General features: G+C 62.8%; 18 protein-coding genes. 11 read left to right on the top strand and 7 right to left on the bottom strand.

The annotated features are described in order from the left end of the window. Window positions 1-10 precede the first annotated feature (10 nt). From NKJ81_RS07195 to NKJ81_RS07185, 3 genes are all read right to left on the bottom strand, one after another. The gene (locus NKJ81_RS07195; RefSeq protein WP_352470570.1) at window positions 11-1267 is read right to left on the bottom strand and encodes a sarcosine oxidase subunit beta family protein; all 1257 of its coding nucleotides are present in this window, start codon (window positions 1265-1267) and stop codon (window positions 11-13) included. Window positions 1268-1277: 10 nt separating this feature from the next. Next, window positions 1278-2426 carry a M24 family metallopeptidase gene (locus NKJ81_RS07190; RefSeq protein ID WP_352470569.1) on the bottom strand — a complete coding sequence of 383 codons (1149 nt, stop codon included), beginning with the start codon at window positions 2424-2426 and terminating at the stop codon, window positions 1278-1280. A 74-nt stretch (window positions 2427-2500) separates the two neighbouring features. Then, on the bottom strand, window positions 2501-3691 hold the full coding sequence (locus NKJ81_RS07185) for a M24 family metallopeptidase (protein ID WP_352470568.1): 1191 nt from the start codon (window positions 3689-3691) through the stop codon (window positions 2501-2503). Window positions 3692-3933: 242 nt separating this feature from the next. On the opposite strand from NKJ81_RS07185, the gene ehuB reads away from it, so the two are divergent. From ehuB to NKJ81_RS07160, 5 genes are read left to right on the top strand one after another with little or no spacing between them, the layout of a single operon-like run. Next, window positions 3934-4803, top strand: coding sequence for an ectoine/hydroxyectoine ABC transporter substrate-binding protein EhuB (gene ehuB / locus NKJ81_RS07180; protein ID WP_352470567.1), 870 nt, complete (start codon window positions 3934-3936; stop codon window positions 4801-4803). 54 nt (window positions 4804-4857) lie between these two features. Next, window positions 4858-5586, top strand: a complete 729-nt coding sequence (gene ehuC / locus NKJ81_RS07175) for an ectoine/hydroxyectoine ABC transporter permease subunit EhuC (RefSeq protein WP_352470566.1) — start codon at window positions 4858-4860, stop codon at window positions 5584-5586. Next, window positions 5583-6242 carry an ectoine/hydroxyectoine ABC transporter permease subunit EhuD gene (gene ehuD / locus NKJ81_RS07170; RefSeq protein WP_023674259.1) on the top strand — a complete coding sequence of 220 codons (660 nt, stop codon included), beginning with the start codon at window positions 5583-5585 and terminating at the stop codon, window positions 6240-6242. Before ehuC ends, ehuD begins: the two co-directional genes overlap by 4 nt. Beyond that, window positions 6239-7018, top strand: coding sequence for an ectoine/hydroxyectoine ABC transporter ATP-binding protein EhuA (ehuA, locus tag NKJ81_RS07165; protein ID WP_023717024.1), 780 nt, complete (start codon window positions 6239-6241; stop codon window positions 7016-7018). Before ehuD ends, ehuA begins: the two co-directional genes overlap by 4 nt. Further along, window positions 7015-7746, top strand: coding sequence for a GntR family transcriptional regulator (locus NKJ81_RS07160; protein WP_352470565.1), 732 nt, complete (start codon window positions 7015-7017; stop codon window positions 7744-7746). The genes ehuA and NKJ81_RS07160 overlap by 4 nt, the downstream gene beginning before the upstream one ends. Window positions 7747-7891: 145 nt before the next feature. Here NKJ81_RS07160 and NKJ81_RS07155 read toward each other — a convergent pair whose 3' ends face one another. Together NKJ81_RS07155 and NKJ81_RS07150 are read right to left on the bottom strand one after the other, a co-directional pair. Continuing rightward, window positions 7892-8323: a VOC family protein gene (locus NKJ81_RS07155; RefSeq protein ID WP_352470564.1), complete on the bottom strand. Its 432-nt coding sequence runs from the start codon at window positions 8321-8323 to the stop codon at window positions 7892-7894. A 92-nt stretch (window positions 8324-8415) separates the two neighbouring features. Then, window positions 8416-9087, bottom strand: coding sequence for a helix-turn-helix domain-containing protein (locus tag NKJ81_RS07150; RefSeq protein ID WP_352470563.1), 672 nt, complete (start codon window positions 9085-9087; stop codon window positions 8416-8418). 380 nt (window positions 9088-9467) lie between these two features. Here NKJ81_RS07150 and NKJ81_RS07145 point away from each other — a divergent pair, with 380 nt between their 5' ends. Continuing rightward, window positions 9468-9833: a VOC family protein gene (locus tag NKJ81_RS07145; protein ID WP_352470699.1), complete on the top strand. Its 366-nt coding sequence runs from the start codon at window positions 9468-9470 to the stop codon at window positions 9831-9833. Then, window positions 9830-10195 carry a DoxX family protein gene (locus NKJ81_RS07140; RefSeq protein ID WP_352470562.1) on the top strand — a complete coding sequence of 122 codons (366 nt, stop codon included), beginning with the start codon at window positions 9830-9832 and terminating at the stop codon, window positions 10193-10195. The genes NKJ81_RS07145 and NKJ81_RS07140 overlap by 4 nt, the downstream gene beginning before the upstream one ends. Window positions 10196-10574: 379 nt before the next feature. Here NKJ81_RS07140 and NKJ81_RS07135 read toward each other — a convergent pair whose 3' ends face one another. Both NKJ81_RS07135 and NKJ81_RS07130 read right to left on the bottom strand, forming a co-directional pair. Further along, window positions 10575-10967 carry a GFA family protein gene (locus tag NKJ81_RS07135; protein ID WP_352452141.1) on the bottom strand — a complete coding sequence of 131 codons (393 nt, stop codon included), beginning with the start codon at window positions 10965-10967 and terminating at the stop codon, window positions 10575-10577. Window positions 10968-11134: 167 nt separating this feature from the next. Further along, complete coding sequence (locus tag NKJ81_RS07130; RefSeq protein WP_352470561.1) at window positions 11135-11983, bottom strand: beta-keto acid cleavage family enzyme; 849 nt, start codon at window positions 11981-11983, stop codon at window positions 11135-11137. A gap of 96 nt (window positions 11984-12079) precedes the next feature. On the opposite strand from NKJ81_RS07130, the gene NKJ81_RS07125 reads away from it, so the two are divergent. The 4 genes from NKJ81_RS07125 to NKJ81_RS07110 all read left to right on the top strand — a co-directional run bounded on the left by NKJ81_RS07125 (window position 12080) and on the right by NKJ81_RS07110 (window position 18016). Continuing rightward, complete coding sequence (locus NKJ81_RS07125; protein WP_352470560.1) at window positions 12080-12985, top strand: MurR/RpiR family transcriptional regulator; 906 nt, start codon at window positions 12080-12082, stop codon at window positions 12983-12985. Next, window positions 12982-14313, top strand: coding sequence for an aspartate aminotransferase family protein (locus NKJ81_RS07120; protein WP_352470559.1), 1332 nt, complete (start codon window positions 12982-12984; stop codon window positions 14311-14313). Before NKJ81_RS07125 ends, NKJ81_RS07120 begins: the two co-directional genes overlap by 4 nt. 93 nt (window positions 14314-14406) lie before the next feature. Next, entirely contained in the window at window positions 14407-15360 is a 954-nt protein-coding gene (locus tag NKJ81_RS07115) for a TAXI family TRAP transporter solute-binding subunit (RefSeq protein WP_352502597.1), read from the top strand. Between the two features lie 55 nt (window positions 15361-15415). After that, entirely contained in the window at window positions 15416-18016 is a 2601-nt protein-coding gene (locus NKJ81_RS07110; RefSeq protein WP_352540080.1) for a TRAP transporter permease, read from the top strand. The last annotated feature ends 36 nt before the right edge of the window (window positions 18017-18052 follow it).

The raw sequence follows: 18052 nt of genomic DNA, 5'->3' as shown, positions 1-18052 counted from the left end.
GTCCCGCCTCCTATTGCAGCCAGGCGGAAGGGCCGACACCGGCCTCATCGAGCGTGTGGCCGGTGCGGAAACGATCGAGTCCGTAGGCCGCGATCAGGGGATGCGGCTTGCCGGTGGCGATCGTGTGGGCGAAGCACCAGCCGGAAGCCGGCGTCGCCTTGAAGCCGCCATAGCACCAGCCGCCATTGAGATAGAGGCCGTCGATCGGCGTCGGGCAGATGATCGGGCTGGCATCGGGAGTCATGTCCATGACGCCGCCCCAGTGGCGCAGCAGACGGACGCGCGAAATGCACGGCATCAAAGCAATCGCCGCCTCCGCCACCTCGCGCACGACGCCGAGATTGCCGCGCTGGGCGTATGAATTGTAGCCGTCGAGATTGCCGCCGAAGACCAGTCCGCCCTTGTCGGACTGGCTGACGTAGAAATGGTCGGCGCCGTAAGCGACGACGTGATCTACCAGCGGCTTCAGCGGTTCGGTGACAAAGGCTTGCAGGACGTGGCTTTCGATCGGCAGGTCAAGGCCGGCCTTGGCACCGAGCACGGATGTATGACCGGCAACAGCGAGGCCGACCTTGCCGGCGCCGATCCGGCCTTTCGTCGTTTCGACGCCGACGATACTGTCGCGGTCGCGGAGGAAGCCTGTCACTTCGCAGTTCTGGATTATGTCGACGCCATGGCTGTCGGCGGCGCGCGCATAGCCCCAGGCGACGGCGTCGTGGCGCGCCGTGCCCGCCCGGCCCTGGAAGATGGCACCATGGATCGGAAAGCGGGCGGTGTCGGAAAAATCGAGATAGGGCACGAGACGGCGCACCTCGTCGCGGTCGAGGATATCGGCATCAATGCCATTCAGCCGCATGACATTGGCGCGGTGGCTGAAGCCGTCGAGCTGATCGGCCGAATGCGCCGTGACGAGCTGGCCGCGCTGCGAGAACATGACGTTGAAGTTCAGCGCGCGCGACATGCCCTCCCAGAGCTTCATCGAGAATTCGTAGAACTGGGTGTTGCCGTCGAGCAGGTAGTTGGAGCGGATGACGGTGGTGTTGCGGCCGACATTGCCGCCGCCGACATAGCCCTTTTCGAGTACGGCGACGTTACGGATGCCGTGGTTCTCGGCGAGGTAAAAGGCGGTGGCGAGGCCGTGTCCGCCGCCGCCGATGACGATCACATCATAGGACGGTTTTGGCTCCGCCGCACGCCAGGCGCGCTGCCAATTCTTCTGGCCGGCGAGCGCGTTGCGGAAAATCGAGAGTGCCGAGTAGCGCGCCATGCGTGCGGGCCTATCGAACGATCGGGCCGGCCGGCGTGCGGGTGAGCACTTCGGCGCCCGCGTCGGTCAAAAGCACCGTGTTGGAGACGAAGTCATTGCCGTGACCCGTTCCCATCAGCCATGACAGGATGTGGAAGCTCATCCCCGTTTCGATCTCGAGGTCGGAATCGTGTCGCAAGCCGGTCACCGAATTGCCGCCGGTCCATGACGGCGGCTGGCCGGCGCCGACAAGGTAGCCGCAGTGATGGCGGCGATAGTGGGAAAGGCCGGCCTCGTCGGCGACGGCCTGCCAGGCGGCGTAAACATCACGCGCCTTGGCGCCCGGGCGCAGCGCCTCGACGACCGCGTTGAAGGCCTTGGCGGTCACCTCCGCCATTGCGGCGTCTTCATCGCTGATGTGGCCGATGCGAACGAGCCGGCCGAGCGGGGCATGGTAGCGCGAGATGCACCCGGACAGTTCGACAAAGACCGGCTCGCCCTTGCGGTAGATTCCGTCGCCCCAGGTCGTGTGCTCTTCACCCAGGCGCGCGGCCGGGCGGATGAACGGTCCGAAGCCCGGCGCATGACCGCCGGCGCGGATCATTGCCGAAACACATTGGGCGGCGACCTCCTGTTCGGAAGCGCCATCGGAGATCGCGGCGATCGCGGCACCGGCGGCGGCGTCCGTCACCTTTGCGGCACGCCGCATCAGCGCCTGTTCTTCGGCGCTCTTCACCCGCCGCATCTCGTCGATCAGACCGGAGACATCGCTCCACGTTGCATCGGCTTGCGTCTGGAGCGCCACGGCAAGTCCATGGCTAAGGCCGGCCGTCCAGTATTCGAGGCCGATCCGCTTGCCCGACAGGCCGAGCTCCGCAAGCACCCGCGCGGCAAGGTCGGCCGCCGTTTCGCTGTCGGAGTGGCCGCGGAATTCCGCTGCCTTCACCTGCTTCTCGATCGTCACCTTCTCCATCGAGCGGGTGACCAGGACGGGGTTTCCCTGGAGTGGAACGATCAGCAGGTGAGGGGCAAAATACCCCCAGTGATCAAGCCCGGTGAGATAGAAGACGTTCTCCGGCGAGGCAAACACCGCCGCGTCGAGCTCCCGCTCGATCAGTGCAGTACGGACCTTTGCCAGGCGGCCGGCGATTTCGGCTTCGGAAAACGGATTGCGGTCCATCGGGCGTCCTCGTGCTTGTTGCCGGCTTGCTGGCGGGCATGGTCTTTTCGGCAGCCGGTTTCCCGGCCGCCATGTCAGTCGATGACGATGAGGTCGCGCGCCACGTCGCAGAGGCGTTCGCCGCCGCGTTCCGTGACGACGAACGACTCCGAGATGGCGATGCCGAAATCGTCGAGCCAGACGCCGGCCATGAAATGGAAGCACATCCCGGACTGCATCTCGGTAGTATCGCCGGGACGAAGGCTTGCGGTGCGTTCACCCCAATCGGGCGGGTATGCGAGCCCGACCGGATAGCCGACCCGGCTTTCCTTCTTCAGCCCGTTCCGTCGCAGGACTGCCTGCCAGGCGGCTTCCACCTGTTCGGCGGTGTAGCCGGGGCGCGCCTTCTCGAGGCCGGCGTCGACACCCTCGACGATTGCCTTGGCCATGTCGAGGATGGCTAGCGGCGGCTTGCCGAAATGTATGGTCCGCGTCAGCGCCGCGTGATAGCGGCGCCTCACGCCGGCAATCTCCAGAATGGCGGGGCCGCTGTCCGGCAGCGGCGCGTCGGACCACGTCAGATGCGGCGTGCTGGTGCCCTCGCCGACGGGCATCAGCGGACAGATCGCGGCATAGTCGCCGCCCGCTCCGGGCACCCCCATGATCTGCGCGTGATAGATTTCCGCAATGACATGGTTCTGAGGCACACCGGGCCGCATTTTCCCGATGGCGCGGTTCATGGCATGCGTGCAGATCGCACCCGCCTCGCGGATCAGCACCAGCTCGGCTTCGGATTTGACCAGCCGCGCCCAGTTAACGAGATCGTGGTTGTTGGCGAAATGCGCGTCGGGCAGCCCCTCGACAAGGTGGGCGTGGCAGCGCGCAGTGTAATAATGCGCGTCCATCTCGACGCCGATACGGGCCTTTCCCCAGCCGCGCGACCGGATCAGTTGGGCGAGTTCGTCATAAGGGTGTTCGACGGGCTGCTGCACCAGCCGTTCCGAGAACGGCACGATGTTTGTCTCGGGCAGGCCGGTGGTCAGGCGTGCGCTCTTGGCATCCTGCGCCCTGCCGAACCAGATCGGCCGGTCCTCCTCCAGATGGACGAGCACGCACTGCGGAACGTAGAACGACCATCCGTCATAGCCGGTCAGCCAGCACATGTTGGCTGGATCCTGACAGACGATGAGATCGAAGCCGGCTTGTTGCATGCGTGTCTTCACGCCGGCGAGGCGCTGCCCATACTCCGCTTGCGTGAATGTCCCGAAGCCCTTCGCGGTCGCCACCGAAATCCTGCCTTCCAGTACGCCGCTTGCCCTTTGATAAAATATGGGCAAGCAGGCCCAAATTGTGCACAACTCGACGTCAATTTGTTGGCTAACTGCGAATTATCGCCGAATTTCCATGGTTTCTATATCTCTGCTTGCGAAATGTCTAGGGCAGTTGTATACGTCTGATCAAGCAGGCGTCGACCTCGAAGAAGGCCGCGCCCTGGGAACCATCCACAGTTGTCCAATGGGAGAAAAGCATGTTCAATTCATCGATATCGCGCCGCATGGTCGTGAAAGCGGCTGCCTGCATCGCGCTCGCCGCGACGTCATTGACCTCGCTGTCCGCTCACGCGGAAACCACCCTCGAACGGGCCAAGAAGGACGGCTACATCCGCGTCGGTTTCGCCAACGAGGCGCCGTTCGGTTACGCCACGCCAGACGGCAAGCTGACCGGCGAGGCGCCGGAAGTCGCCAAGGCGGTGCTCGCCAAGATGGGCATACCGCAGGTCGACGGTGTTTTGACCGAATTCGGCTCGCTCATTCCAGGTCTCAAGGCCGGCCGCTTCGATATCATCGCCGCCGGCATGTTCATCACCCCGAAGCGCTGCGCCGAGATCAACTACTCCGAGCCGTCCTACGGCATCGGCGAGGCTATGCTGGTGGCAAAAGGCAATCCGAAAGGCATCAAGGATTTTTCCAGCATCAAGGACAATCCGGATCTCAAGCTTGCCGTGATGGCCGGCGCCGTCGAAGGCGGCTTCGCCAAGGAAGCGGGCGTTGCCGATGGGCAGATCGTCTCCTTGCCCGACCAGTCCAGCCTGGTCGCCGCCGTCCAGTCGGGCCGCGCCGATGCTGCCGCGCTTACCGCCCTTTCGATCGCCGACATGGCCAAGAAGGCCGACGGTGTCGAATCGACCAAGCCCTTCGGCGAGGTCGCCGGCAAGTCGGTGAAAGGCCATGGCGGCTTCGGCTTCCGCAAGGAAGACACCGACCTGCAGCAGGCTTTCAACGCCGAGCTGAAGAAGTTCATCGGTTCGCCGGAGCATATCGCGCTGGTCGAGCCACTCGGCTTCGGCAAGGATTATCTGCCCAACAAGACCACCGCAGAGCTCTGCGCTGGCAAATAGGTTCCCAACTGCTGGCGGCGCGAAAGCGCCGCCCTTTTTTCCCGGGGGAATCGCATGGGAATCCGTACGCTCATTGCCATGCTGGTCATCGCGCTAGTCGTGATCGGCGCGTTGGCAACACAGGAAAGCTATAGAGTGTTCATGCCGGGGCTGCTGCAAGGCGCGGTCCTGACGGTCGAGATCGCCGTCCTCGGCAGCCTGCTGGCAATTATCATGGGCGTGCTTGCGGCACTTGCAAGGATGTATGGCCCGACGCCGCTCAGATGGCTGGCCACGGTTTACGTCGAGATCTTCCGCGGAACGTCGGCACTGGTGCAATTGTTCTGGCTGTTTTTCGTGCTCCCGCAATTCGGCGTCACGATCAACGCATTCGTTGTGGCAGTGCTGGCGCTCGGCCTCAATGTCGGCGCTTACGGATCGGAGTGCGTGCGCGGCGCGATCCAGTCCGTCGCCCGCGGCCAGTGGGAAGCGTGTACTGCATTGAACATGAGCCGCCCGCAGATGCTGCGCCGGATCATCCTGCCGCAGGCCTTTGTCGCGATGATCCCGCCCTGGGGCAATCTGTTCATCGAGCTTCTGAAATCGACGGCGCTGGTCTCGCTGATCACGCTTTCGGATCTCGCCTTCAAGGCGCAGCAAATGAACCAGAACACGTTCAAGACCATTCCGATCTTCACCCTCGTTCTTTTGATGTACCTGGCAATGTCGCTGGTTGTGACCATCGGCATGCGGCTTCTTGAAAGGCGAGCGTCGCTCGGACTGGCGCGGGGGAAGGCGGCATGATCTGGGATTGGGGATTTGCCCTGGAAATCCTGCCGGTGCTTGCCCGCGCCGCCGTCATTTCCATCGAAGCGACGCTGATCGGCTTTGCGCTTGCCGCCTCGCTCGGCCTGGTGCTGGCCGTTGTCCGCATCGCCGTGCCATGGACCAGCTGGACGATTTCGGTGCTGGTCGAGCTGATCCGCTCGACCCCGCTGCTCATCCAGATATTCTTTCTCTATTTCGTCTTTCCGAAATTCGGTGTCGTGCTCGACGCTTTCACCGCCGGGGTGCTGGCCATCGGCATCCACTACGCCGCCTATTGCTCCGAGGTCTATCGCGCCGGTTTCGACAACATCCATCGCGGCCAGTGGGAAGCTTCGATCGCGCTCAATCTCTCGTCCTGGACGACGTTCCGCGACATCATCATTCCGCAGGCGATCCCGCCGATCGTTCCGGCGCTCGGCAATTATCTGGTGGCCTTGTTCAAGGAAACGCCGTTGCTTTCCGCAATCGCCGTGATGGAACTGATGCAGACCGCCAAGATCATCGGCTCCGAAACGTTCCGCTACACCGAGCCGATCACGCTGGTCGGCCTGTTTTTCCTTGCCATGAGCCTGGTTTCGGCGGCGCTCATCCGCTCCCTCGAAGGGCTGCTCAACCGGAGGACCACCCGATGACTGAACAACCGATGGTCCGCTTCGACAATGTATCGAAACGCTACGGCACGTTAACCGTTCTCGACGGGCTCAATCTCGAAATAGCGCGCGGCGAAAAAGTCTCCGTCATCGGTCCGTCGGGTTCGGGCAAGACGACGGTGCTGCGCATGCTGATGACGCTGGAGACGATCAATGACGGCGTCATCTGGGTCGAAGGCGAGCCGCTGACCCATATGGAGAGGAACGGCAAGCTTGTTCCCGCCGATCTCGCCCACATCCGCAAGATCCGCGCCAAAATCGGCATGGTGTTCCAGTCGTTCAACCTGTTTCCGCATATGACAGCGATGCAGAACTGCATCGAGGCGCCGATAACGGTGCTCGGAATGAAGCGGGCGGACGCCGAGGCAAGAGCGGCCGAACTGCTGGAGCTGGTCGGTCTGGCCCAGAAGAAGGACCACTATCCGTCACAGCTTTCTGGCGGCCAGCAGCAGCGCGTCGCCATCGCCAGGGCGCTGGCAATGCGGCCCAAGATCATGCTGTTCGACGAGGTGACGTCGGCGCTCGACCCGGAGCTTGTCGGCGAAGTGCTGCAGGTGATAAGGCAAATCGGGCGCGAGCATGATCTCACCATGCTGATGGTCACCCATCAGATGGGCTTCGCCAAGGAGTTTTCCGACCGCGTTTGTTTCTTCTATCAAGGCAAGATCTGCGAGCAGGGGCCGCCAAGCGAACTGTTTGGTGCTCCCAAGAACGAGCGGACACGGCAATTCCTGCATGCTGTCCTGGAGGCTGGGTGACGATCGAGACAGAGGCCAAGCCGCCCACGACGGTGACCGCCGCGCCGCCGCGCCCGCTCTCCGCGCGGGAGCGGTTCGAGCGCATCTACCGGATATTGCGCGACCGCATCTGCCTGCTCGATTATGCGCCGGGAAGCCACCTGTCCGAGGAAGAACTTGCCCAGGAATTCCAGATCAGCCGCACGCCGGTCCGGCGCGTGCTGGCGCGCCTTGAATCCGAGGGTCTGGTTCAATCCGTCCACGGCGTCGGCACGATCGTCACCGACGTCGACATCGAGGAATTGCAGCAGGTCTATCATTTGCGCCTGGAGCTGGCGCTCCTCGTCGGCAAGCTTTCGCCGATTCCGCGCACGGCGGACGATCTTGACCGGATACGGGCGCTCATCGCGCGCTGCGATGCCGATATACTCAATCCCGACCAGCGCGCTTTCCTGCGCCTCAACATGGATTTTTTCTACGAGCTCACGGCGATGACCGGCAACCAGCCACTGCGCGAGATCAGCGAGCGCCTGTATTTTCAGGTCGCGCGCGTCGTCCTGAAGCTGATGCCGCAATTGGGCCTCGTCGAGGAATTCACCGCATTCCGCCGCGAAATGGAAGAGGTCCTTGCCGCGGCCGAAATCGGCGACTGGGAGTCCATCGGGCACATAAGGCGGGCGCATATCTCAATGAGCTTCCGCCGCATGATGCGCCATGCAGGCGAGGCGAATCTGGATAGAGCTACATAATCAGCCCCGTAAGATTATGCTGGTGGACTGCCGTCGAACTGGCTTCGTTTGCCAGGGAAAGCAGGCCGCCCGCCCCGATGCCGATAGAATTTGCCAGCACCGGGAATGACCGGAACGGCCCGATCCTACAGGGCCATACCTGCCCTCAGAGAGCGTCCTCATTCGGTATGTTGGCGGGGTTCCAGACGACCTCCCACAGGTGTCCGTTCGGATCGCGGAAGTATCCGGCATATCCGCCAAAGAACGTGTCCCGGGCAGGCTTGATGATCTCGGCTCCGGCGCGAGCGGCCTCATCCATCACTTGATCGACTTCTTCGCGGCGCACAACGTTGTGTCCGACTGTGAACGAGGTCGAGCTGATCGGCGCCTTGGGCAGGCCAGTGTCGTAGGCGAGGTCGTCCTGCGCCCAGATCGCGAGCTTCAACCCGCCGGACAGCGTGAAGAACGCGACGGCGCCATGCTCGAACTCGCGGCCGATGATCCCTTCCGTCGGCAAGCCGAGACCGTCGCGGTAGAACGCCAGAGAACTCTCGAGGTTGGCGACAGCGATAGTCAAAACCGAAATGCGCGGTTTCATGGCGATCTCCTCTGGTTGTCGGAGACACCAGGATAAAGTCGGGCGACAGTGACGAATTGAACAAAACGGCCAATGAAGAGCGCGACGTGGTTTCACCCGTTCTGCAGCAGGTGATGAATCTGTCGCGGGGTGCTTCCCGTCAGGCGTCGGCTCTCGCGGACAAGATGCGCCTGATCGGAATAGCCCGCCTCGGCTGCCAGGATGGCCGTGGCGCTGTTTGATTGGCTCGAAAGCCGCAGAAAGCGCTGGTAGCGGAGGATACGGTCAAGCGTCTTGGGGCCATAGCCGAAGCTCTCGTCGAAGCGCCGGCGCAACGTCCTTTCGCTCATCTCGAGTGCGCGCATCAACCAAGGGACGAGCGGCGCGTCGGGTGGCGGCCCGCGCTCGATCAGGCGATATGCCGCCTGCATGGGAACGTCTGGCGCGCGGGAGGCCGCCTCCTCGGCGACGACCTGTTCGAGCGAACAGGCCAGATCCTCGAGATTGTCGCCTGCGCGCACGCGGCTGGCGAGGCGCCGGGCTCGCGCGCCCCATAAATCGTCGAGCAACAGCCTCTGGCCGACAAGCTCGATTTGTGGCACGCCGAGCCATGCCGCCGCCGTGGCAGGATGAAAGCGCAAGCCGATCACGATCTCGCCTGCCGCCAGGACCTCGGTCTGCGGCTCCTTGTCGGGGCCGGCAATTCGGAAGCTGCCTCCGATCCATTGCAGGTCGATCGTTGCATCGGGCATGACGACGATTGGCGGTGCGCCCGCCGGGTCCATTCGATGCGCCCACACCGAAGCAAAGCTCCCGTGAAGCCGCGCCGACGCTGGACGTTGCTGAAATGAACCCGTTGCCTGCGCTGGGACGGGATCGCTCATCTCGCTCCTCTTCGGATTACCGGCGGTGAACCGACGCAGTGGCTGCGCCCGCCGTCGCTCGAGACAACAATCTGCACGACCGACAACGTCTGCCAATCGAAAACGGTTGCAAGAATCGGTTGTTTCTTCCGGCCGGAAGGAAGAGGGTAGGTGAATAATCATGTCAGATGCATCGCCTCGGCGGCGCCGTGTGAAGCCATACGTCGATGGCCGTTTTGTTCAATCCGGCAGGCGAGATGCGTGCTTATCTTTCGCCGTCGTACACCACACGAGAGGTATGCATCATGAGCAACAACAACGATCAACGGATCGACTACGTCGAATTCAACGTGAAAGACATTCAGCGGTCACGCGACTTCTACGGAAAGGCCTTCGGCTGGACCTTCACTGACTACGGCACGCAATATTGCGAGTTCAACGACGGGCGCTTGTCAGGTGGCTTCGCCGCTGGCCCAGCGAGGTCCGGAGGAGGCCCGCTCGTCATTCTCTATGCCGATGATTTGCCGGCAACGGTCAAGCGGGTCGAGGAAGCGGGAGGCACGATCGTCAGGCCGATTTATGGGTTCCCCGGCGGCCGGCGCTTTCATTTCGCGGATCCGGATGGTTACGAGCTAGCGGTTTACACCGAGGACGGCAGCAAGGAATGATCGCGTTCCTCCACCACCTTGGATTGGTTTTGCTCGGCGGCGTCTTTATCTGGGCGGGCGCCGAGCATTTCCTCAGGTTCCGGGCAGTTACAGCGTCCCTGGCCGAGCGGGGCTTTCCTGCTCCCAGGCCTCTTCTCGCGGCCGGATCGGTGCTGGAGATCGCAGGCGGCTTTTGCCTAGCAGCGGGCCTTGGTGGACCCTTTCCCGCCGCGACCTTGGCCGTATTCACCATTGCGGCGTCGTTCATGGCGCTCAACTTCTGGCGCTACAGCGGCGATGAACGCGAAGCGCTTCGTACCGGCTTCACCATCAATGTCGCCGTCTTGGGCGGGTTGATTGTCGCCGCGACCACTAGCCTGTGATCATCGTTTCGAGGCGGCGGGCCACTGGACCACGACAGAGCCATTCCACGACGCTGCGCTGCTTGGGCATTTCGTTGATGGCTTCCGCAAGGCCGATCTTCCGGCGTGACCTCCTAAACGGCCAGCTTTGAACGCGGCGCTCTGTACAAAGCCTGCGTCAGGATCGCGACGATGAATCCCATCCCCTGCGATCCTCCTCTAAGGTCCGGCGCCTTGGCTGTCACGGGTCGCCTTAGGCGCTCACGAATGCCCATGGGGCAATGTGGATGAAGGCAGCGCACCTTGTAAGCATGCAAGTTCACATTTTAGCGGCGTGAGCAGGCGGCCTGTGAAAATCCATGTTCTGATGTCGTTGCCTCCTCGGCACCGTTCCTGCGACCTATTCCTCAAAGCGACCCGTGGCGTCACGATCGCGCTCGTACCGTCTGGTGAGCGGAAACGGCGGCAACCAGGACTCGCGTCGGATGATCCAGCTTTCGTAGGTTGGCATCAGCTGGTCAGGCGCATCCAGGGACCCCAGGTTTACTTCGATTTCGTCTGCGGTGCGTCCGAAAACGGAGGAGCCGCAGCGGGGACAGAAAAACCGCCCGGCGTAGTCGCGTGTTTCGCCGTCGATCGTCACCGCATCCTCAGGAAAAATCGCGGAAGCGTGAAAAAGGGCGCCATGATGCTTGCGGCAGTCGAGACAGTGACAAAGGCCGACCCGGTATGGGCGCCCTGACGCGACAATTCGGACGTTGCCGCACAGGCAACCGCCGGTGAATCGGTCCATGCTGCGTCTCCTCCAATATCAAGCGGCCGGAATGGTTACAACGACCGGCACTGTTGTTGCAATCGCCGCGCCGCGGGCGGGGACACGTCGTTCTTCCGTGGCGATGACATTGCAGCCGCCTCTCTATGTCTTGCGCGAGCTTGCCGCCGAAAATAGGCTTTGGTTTGTCATATGGAACGAAACGGCGCGTTCCATTGAGCCGCCAACTCGGCGGCCGAGGCGATCTTGACGCCGCAGTCGGCGAGTATGCGTGCGACGGTCGCTACCAGTTCGGCGTTGGACGAGGCTATGCTGCCGTCCGGAAGGAAAAGATTGTTTTCGAAGCCGACCCGGACATGGCCGCCAAGCAACGCGGCGGCGGTCACGCACGCCGCTTCGTTGCGGCCGAAGGCGCAGACGCTCCAATGGTCGAAGCGCGGCATGTTCGCCGCGAGGAATGGCAGGAGATCGGCAGGAACGGACGCCTGTCCCGGCGTGTATCGGCCCAGCACGTAGAGAACCGGTATGCTTGCCCAGGGGATCAGTCCGCGCTGCTGCATGTCCGAAAGCCTGACGGCCTCCTCGGGCGAATAGAGGATGATCTGCGGCGCAACCCCCTCGGTGTGCAGCCAGGCCATGAAGCGCACACAGGCGAGTTCCGATCCGGCATCAGGAACGATTTCGCGAAGCGCCAACGAGACAGCTTGCGGCTTCACATCTTGTACGACGGCCATCTGTTGGGCCGGCGAATAGATACCGAGCGCTTCGGAGGTGATCTGAATTATCAAGCGGTCGCCGGCAGCACCGCGGATGGCGGCGATCGTCTGGCGGTAGGCGTCGGGGTCGAGCAGATGATTGCCGCTTCTGTCGCGGACATGGACGTGGATCATAGCCGCACCGGCATCGGCGCATTCCGCGGCCGTCCTCGCAAGTTCGGCTGGTGTCAGTGGAATCGCCGGATGGTCGGCCTTGCTGCGACGTCCCCCATTCGGGGCGACGGCTATGGCGATGCGGTCGAGACCAGTGGCCGGCTTCATGGGGACGTTCTGTGAGCGACAAGATTCATATGAATCAATCTTTGATCACACTGAAACAGACGTTGCAATCGCTGGGCTGGCGAGCTAGCAATATCCATGGACCAGGGAGAGCTTGCTGGACAGATCGTCACTGCCTTCGACGGCATGTCGGCGCAGCTTCGGTCCGCTGCGCGCTATGTCCTTGACAAGCCGTATGATGTCGCGCTGTTGTCCATGCGCGAGCAGGCCCGGCACGCAGGAGTGCAGCCGGCGACGATGACGCGGCTGGCCCAGCATCTCGGCCTTGATGGCTACGAGGCGGTACGCGATATCTACGCCGCCGCGATCCGGGACGGCGAAATCGGTTTCGCCGGCAAGGCGGGCCTTCAGGTGGCCAGCCAAAAGCTCAAGGGCGACCACGCGCTGGCGGCCGATATTCTGGATTCGATTTCCAGCCAGCTTGCCCATCTCGCCGAAAGCAGGTCGATCCACCGTCTGGTCGAGACGGCCAGGGCGCTGAGTGCGGCAAGGCGCGTCTATTGCCTCGGCCTGCGCTCGAGCCATGCGGTGGCCTGGCATCTGCATTACATCCTGTCGCTGATCGGCGAGAAGTCGGTGCTGTTGCACGGCATCGGCGGAACCGATGGCGACGCTCTGGCCCATGCGACCAAGGACGACGTGCTGATCGCCGCCAGCGTCCTGCCCTACACGCGCTTCACCATCGAGCTTGTCGAGTATGCTGCCGGCCGCGGCGTACCGGTCATTGCGATCACCGACAGCGGGGTAGCCCCCTTGGCGCTGCTTGCCGATCACCTGGTCGTCGTGCCGACCGGCAGCCCGTCCTTTTTCCACACCATGACGCCAGCTTTCATCGTTGCTGAGATCCTCGGTGCTCTTGTCGCAGGACAGGCAGGCGAGGGCGCCGTTGAATCGCTGCGACGCTTCGATGAGCAGGGCGCCGCCCTCAAGACCCACCTGAACCAGCGTGCGCCGAAGAAAATGCCCCTGAGGGACCGTCGATGACACACATTCTTCATCGAACCATCCACTCGACGCTGCCGGTCGCCGTTCGCGGCCAAGGCATCGAACTGTTCGACGCAGAGGGCAAGTCCTACATCGACGCATCGGGCGGCGCGGCCGTGTCCTGTCTCGGCCACGGCCATCCCGACGTGATTGCCGCGCTGCACGCCCAGCTTGACCGCATCGCCTACGCCCATACCAGCTTCTTCACCACCGAGGTGGCGGAGCGCTTGGCGGACCGGCTGGTCGAGGACGCGCCGAAAGGGTTGGACCACGTCTATCTGGTCAGCGGCGGCTCGGAGGCGGTCGAGGCCGCGCTCAAGATGGCCAGGCAATATTTTGTCGAGAAAGGCGAGCCGCAACGGCGCCATCTCATCGCACGCCGGCAGAGCTATCACGGCAATACGCTCGGCGCTCTCGCCACCGGCGGCAACGAATGGCGGCGCGCCCAGTTCAGGCCGTTGCTGATCGAGACCCACCATATCGACCCCTGTTACGCCTATCGCTATCAAAAGCATGGCGAAAGCGACGAAGCCTATGCGGCGCGCGCCGCCCAGCAGCTCGAAGACAAGATCCTCGAACTCGGCCCGGACGAGGTCATCGCCTTTGTCGCCGAGCCGGTGGTGGGTGCCACGCTCGGCGCGGTGCCGCCGGTCGCGGACTACTTCAAGCACATTCGCGCGATTTGCGACCGCTACGGCGTGCTGCTCATTCTCGACGAGGTGATGTGCGGCATGGGCCGTACCGGCACGCTGCATGCGTGCGAGCAGGACGGCATCGCTCCCGACCTGCTGACCATCGCCAAGGGACTCGGCGGTGGCTACCAGCCGATTGGCGCGGTGCTGCTCGGCCGGCATATATTCGATGCCTTTGCCCAAGGCTCGGGCTTCTTCCAGCATGGACATACCTATATGGGCCATCCAATGGCAGCGGCGGCCGGCCTTGCCGTGCAGGAGGTCATCCGGCGTGACGGTTTGCTCGACAACGTCAGCGCAATGGGCGCGCAGCTGGACGAACGCCTGCACCAACGCTTCGATAACCACCATCACGTCGGCGACATTCGCGGGCGGGGTCTATTCAGGGGAATCGAGCTGGTGGTTGATCGCGCCAGCAAGGAACCATTCGACCAGAGGCTTGAACTCAACGCCCGCATCAAGCGCGAAGCAATGGCCCGCGGCCTGATGATTTATCCGATGGCCGGGACGATTGATGGTGTGCGGGGCGTTCATGTGCTTGTGGCGCCGCCATTCATCATTTCCAAACAGGATATCGATCGGATCGTCGAACGGCTCGGTGAGGCGATCGACGCTGCGATCGCTTCAGCGGCCTGAGCCGCACGACGCGGACCGCCTCAACCAGTTCCAACGCGTCATCGGCGACGGGCCGGGACACCCACCAGAGAGGTAGCAACCATGTACAGTTCAATGAAAACCCTGATCGGCGCGGCGGCCTGCATGCTGCTGGCGCTGCCATCCGTCGGAGCCGAGCAGCGCTTCGTCACGGTCGGCACCGGCGGGGTCACCGGCGTCTACTACGCCGTCGGCGGCGCCATTTGCCGACTGATGAACAAGGACCGGCAGAAAACCGGCATCCGATGCTCGACGGAGTCGACCGGCGGTTCGGTCTTCAACGTCAACTCCATCCAGACGGGCGACCTCGATTTCGGCTTGACCCAATCGGACGTTCAGTACCAGGCCTATGAGGGGACCGGAAATTTCGACGGCAAGCCGTTCAAGGATCTGCGGGCCGTGTTCTCTGTCCATCCCGAGCCGTTTACCGTGCTGGCGCGGCCAGACGCCGGCGTCACCAAATTCGAGGACTTCAAAGGCAAACGCTTCAACGTCGGCAATCCCGGGTCAGGCACCCGCTCGTCCATGGAGGAGTTGCTCAAGCAGATGGGCTGGACGCTCGGCGATTTCTCGCTTGCCGCGGAGCTGAAGGCGGACGAGCAGGGCAGCGCGCTGTGCGACAACAAGATCGACGGTTTCTTCTATGGCGTTGGTCATCCTTCCGCGGCGATCCAGGATCCGACCACGGCCTGTGGTGCCAAACTCATCGCGCTGACCGGTCCGGCAGTGGACGCGCTGCTGGCAGCTCATCCGTACTATTCAGTCGCCACCATCAAGGGCGGCATGTACGCCAACAATCCGGACGACGTGACGACATTCGGCGTCCGCGCGACCGTGGTGACGAATGCCAGCACGCCCGATGAGGTGGTCTACGAACTGGTGAAGTCGGTCTTCGAAAATTTCGACGACTTCAAGAAACTGCATCCGGCTTTCGCCAATCTCGATCCCAAGGAGATGATCAAGACCGGTCTGTCGGCGCCAATGCATCCGGGCGCGGAGCGCTATTACAAGGAGAAGGGGTGGCTCTAGGCCTTCAATGCGAGGCGCCACAGGCGCCTCGCATTGCAAATAATTGTGGGGAACGATGACAGATCAAAGCCAGCGGGCGGCAGGGCCTGACCAACCCGTTATCGACATTGACAAGCTTAGCGAGATCGTCGCCGAGGCCGACACCGGTGGGCGCAAGCCGACCGGCCGCACCGCGAAGCTGATCCTCGGCGTATCGCTGGCATGGTCGCTGTTCCAGCTCTGGTATGCCTCGCCCCTTCCGTTCATGCTCAATTTTGGTGTCGTCAGCGACGGCATCGCCCGCTCCATCCATCTGGCCTTCGCCCTGTTTCTGGCGATGCTGACGTTTCCGGCCTTCAAGACCTCGTCGCGCAGCCGGGTGCCGCTGTCCGACTGGGTGCTAGGCATCGCCGGGGCGGCGTCCGCCCTCTATCTGTTGGTCTTTTACAGCGATATCGCCCATCGGCCGGGTCTTCCTACTACGGCTGACCTGGTCGTCTCGATCGCCGGCGTCCTCATCCTGCTCGAGGCCGCCCGTCGCGCCGTCGGGCCTGCCATCACCGTCATCGCGGCGAGCATGCTGATCTATATCTTTGCCGGGCCTCACCTACCTGGCCTGCTCGGCCATAAGGGCGCGACGTTATCGCGCGCAGCCTCGCAGATGTGGCTGACGTCGGAGGGGGTCTTCGGTGTTGCCCTCGGTGTGTCCACCAACGTCGTCTTCATGTTCGTTCTGTTCGGAACATTGCTGGAGCGCGCCGGCGCCGGCGGCTTTTTCATCCAGCTTGCCTTCTCGCTGCTCGGCAGATACCGCGGCGGTCCGGCCAAGGCCGGTGTCGTGGCTTCCGGCCTGACCGGCATGATTTCCGGGTCGTCGATCGCTAATGTCGTGACCACCGGAACCTTCACCATCCCGCTGATGCGCCGGGTCGGATATTCTGCGGTGAAGGCGGGCGCCATCGAATGCGCGGCCGGCGTCAATGGTCAGCTGATGCCTCCGGTGATGGGCGCCGCCGCGTTCTTGATCGCGGAATATGTCGGCATTTCCTATGCCGAGGTGGTCAAGCACGCCTTCTATCCGGCGCTGCTGACCTACGGCTCGTTGTTCTACATCGTCGATATCGAGGCGATGAAGACCGGGATGAAGGGCCTGCCGTCACGCAGCACGCACTCCGCATTTCAGGGCGCGCTGCGCGGGCTGATGGGCGTATGCGGTTTCATCATCCTCGCAGGGCTTGTCTATTACGGCATTGGCTGGACGAAGATCGTTTTCGGCACGGCCGCGACCTGGATGATCACTGCCGCGCTGATCGCCGTTTACATCGGCCTTGTCGCCTACCGGGCGCGTTATCCCGACCTGCCGCTGGAGGATCTGGAGGGCGAGATCGTCAGGATTCCCCACTTCGGCGAGACGGCACGCACCGGCCTGCATTTTCTGCTGCCTGTGATCCTGCTGATCTGGTGCCTGATGGTGGAGGAGTTGTCGCCCGGCCTGTCGGCATTCTGGGGCGCTGTCGCCCTTATGGCGCTGATCGTCACGCAGCGGCCGCTCACCGCCTTTTTCCGCAAGGACCGCGCGCTGGCGCAGCATTGGCTTCACGGTTTCGACGATCTGGTCGGTGGTCTGTCCGCCGCCGCACGCAACATGACGACGGTCGGCATTGCCACTGCGACGGCCGGCATCATCGTCGGCACGGTTCTGCTCACGGGCATCGGGCTGGTAATGACCGAGCTGGTCGAATTCATCTCGGGCGGCAGCTTCATCGTCATGCTTTTGTTCACCGCGGTGATCTGCATCATTCTCGGCATGGGCATGCCGACCACTGCAAGCTATGTCGTCGTCGCCACCTTGATGGCGCCGGTCATCGTCGATTTGGCGGCGCAGAACGATCTTGCCGTGCCGCTGGTCGCCGTCCACATGTTCGTTTTCTATTTCGGGCTGATGGCGGACGTGACGCCGCCAGTGGGCCTGGCGGCTTATGCAGCTGCGGCAATTTCCGGCGCCGATCCGGTGAAGACCGGCATTCAGGGCTTCAAGTACGAGATCCGTACCGGCCTGCTGCCGTTCATCTTCATCTTCAACACCGGACTGCTGATGATCGATCTCGAAGGTCCGTTCGATTTCGTCGCGATGGTGGTGACATCGACGCTGGCCATGGTCTCGTTTGTAGCAGCGACGCAGAATTGGATGCTCGTGCGCAACCGCTGGTACGAGACGATTGCGTTGCTTGTGGCCTGTTTCATCTTGTTCAGGCCGGGATTGTTGCTCGATCAGATGAGTGAACCGTATCGGGCAGTACCCGCCACCGAACTCAGCCGTATCGTCGACGAGACGGCCGAGGGAGGCGCGGTTCGCTTGCGCCTGACGACACTGAACCTCAACGGCGATGAGATATCGAAGCTGGTTCGGCTGCAGCTCGGGCCTGCAAATTCATCGGCCGAACGCCTGAAGGCTGCGGGCCTGGACGTCAGTGCGCTTGGCGATAGCGTGACGGTCGGCGTGGTGCGACTGGGCAGTCAGGCGGCCAAATTCGGCCTGCAGCCCGGCGACGAGATCAACCAGGTGCTAGTCCCTGCGGAACGGCCATCGCGCTATTGGTTTACCATCCCGGCCCTGTTGTTGGTCGGTCTCGTCTTCTGGGTTCAGAAGCGGCGAAGGAGGACAATCGCTCCGTAAGCGTCTTGTGAGCGGAAGAGTCTTGGCCAGCATGTC

The sequence above is a fragment of the Mesorhizobium sp. M0018 genome, from assembly GCF_040323955.1.
Classification (GTDB): domain Bacteria; phylum Pseudomonadota; class Alphaproteobacteria; order Rhizobiales; family Rhizobiaceae; genus Mesorhizobium.
The sequence above is the reverse complement of the archived record's forward strand: the minus strand, read 5'-3'. Positions and strand labels throughout refer to the sequence as shown.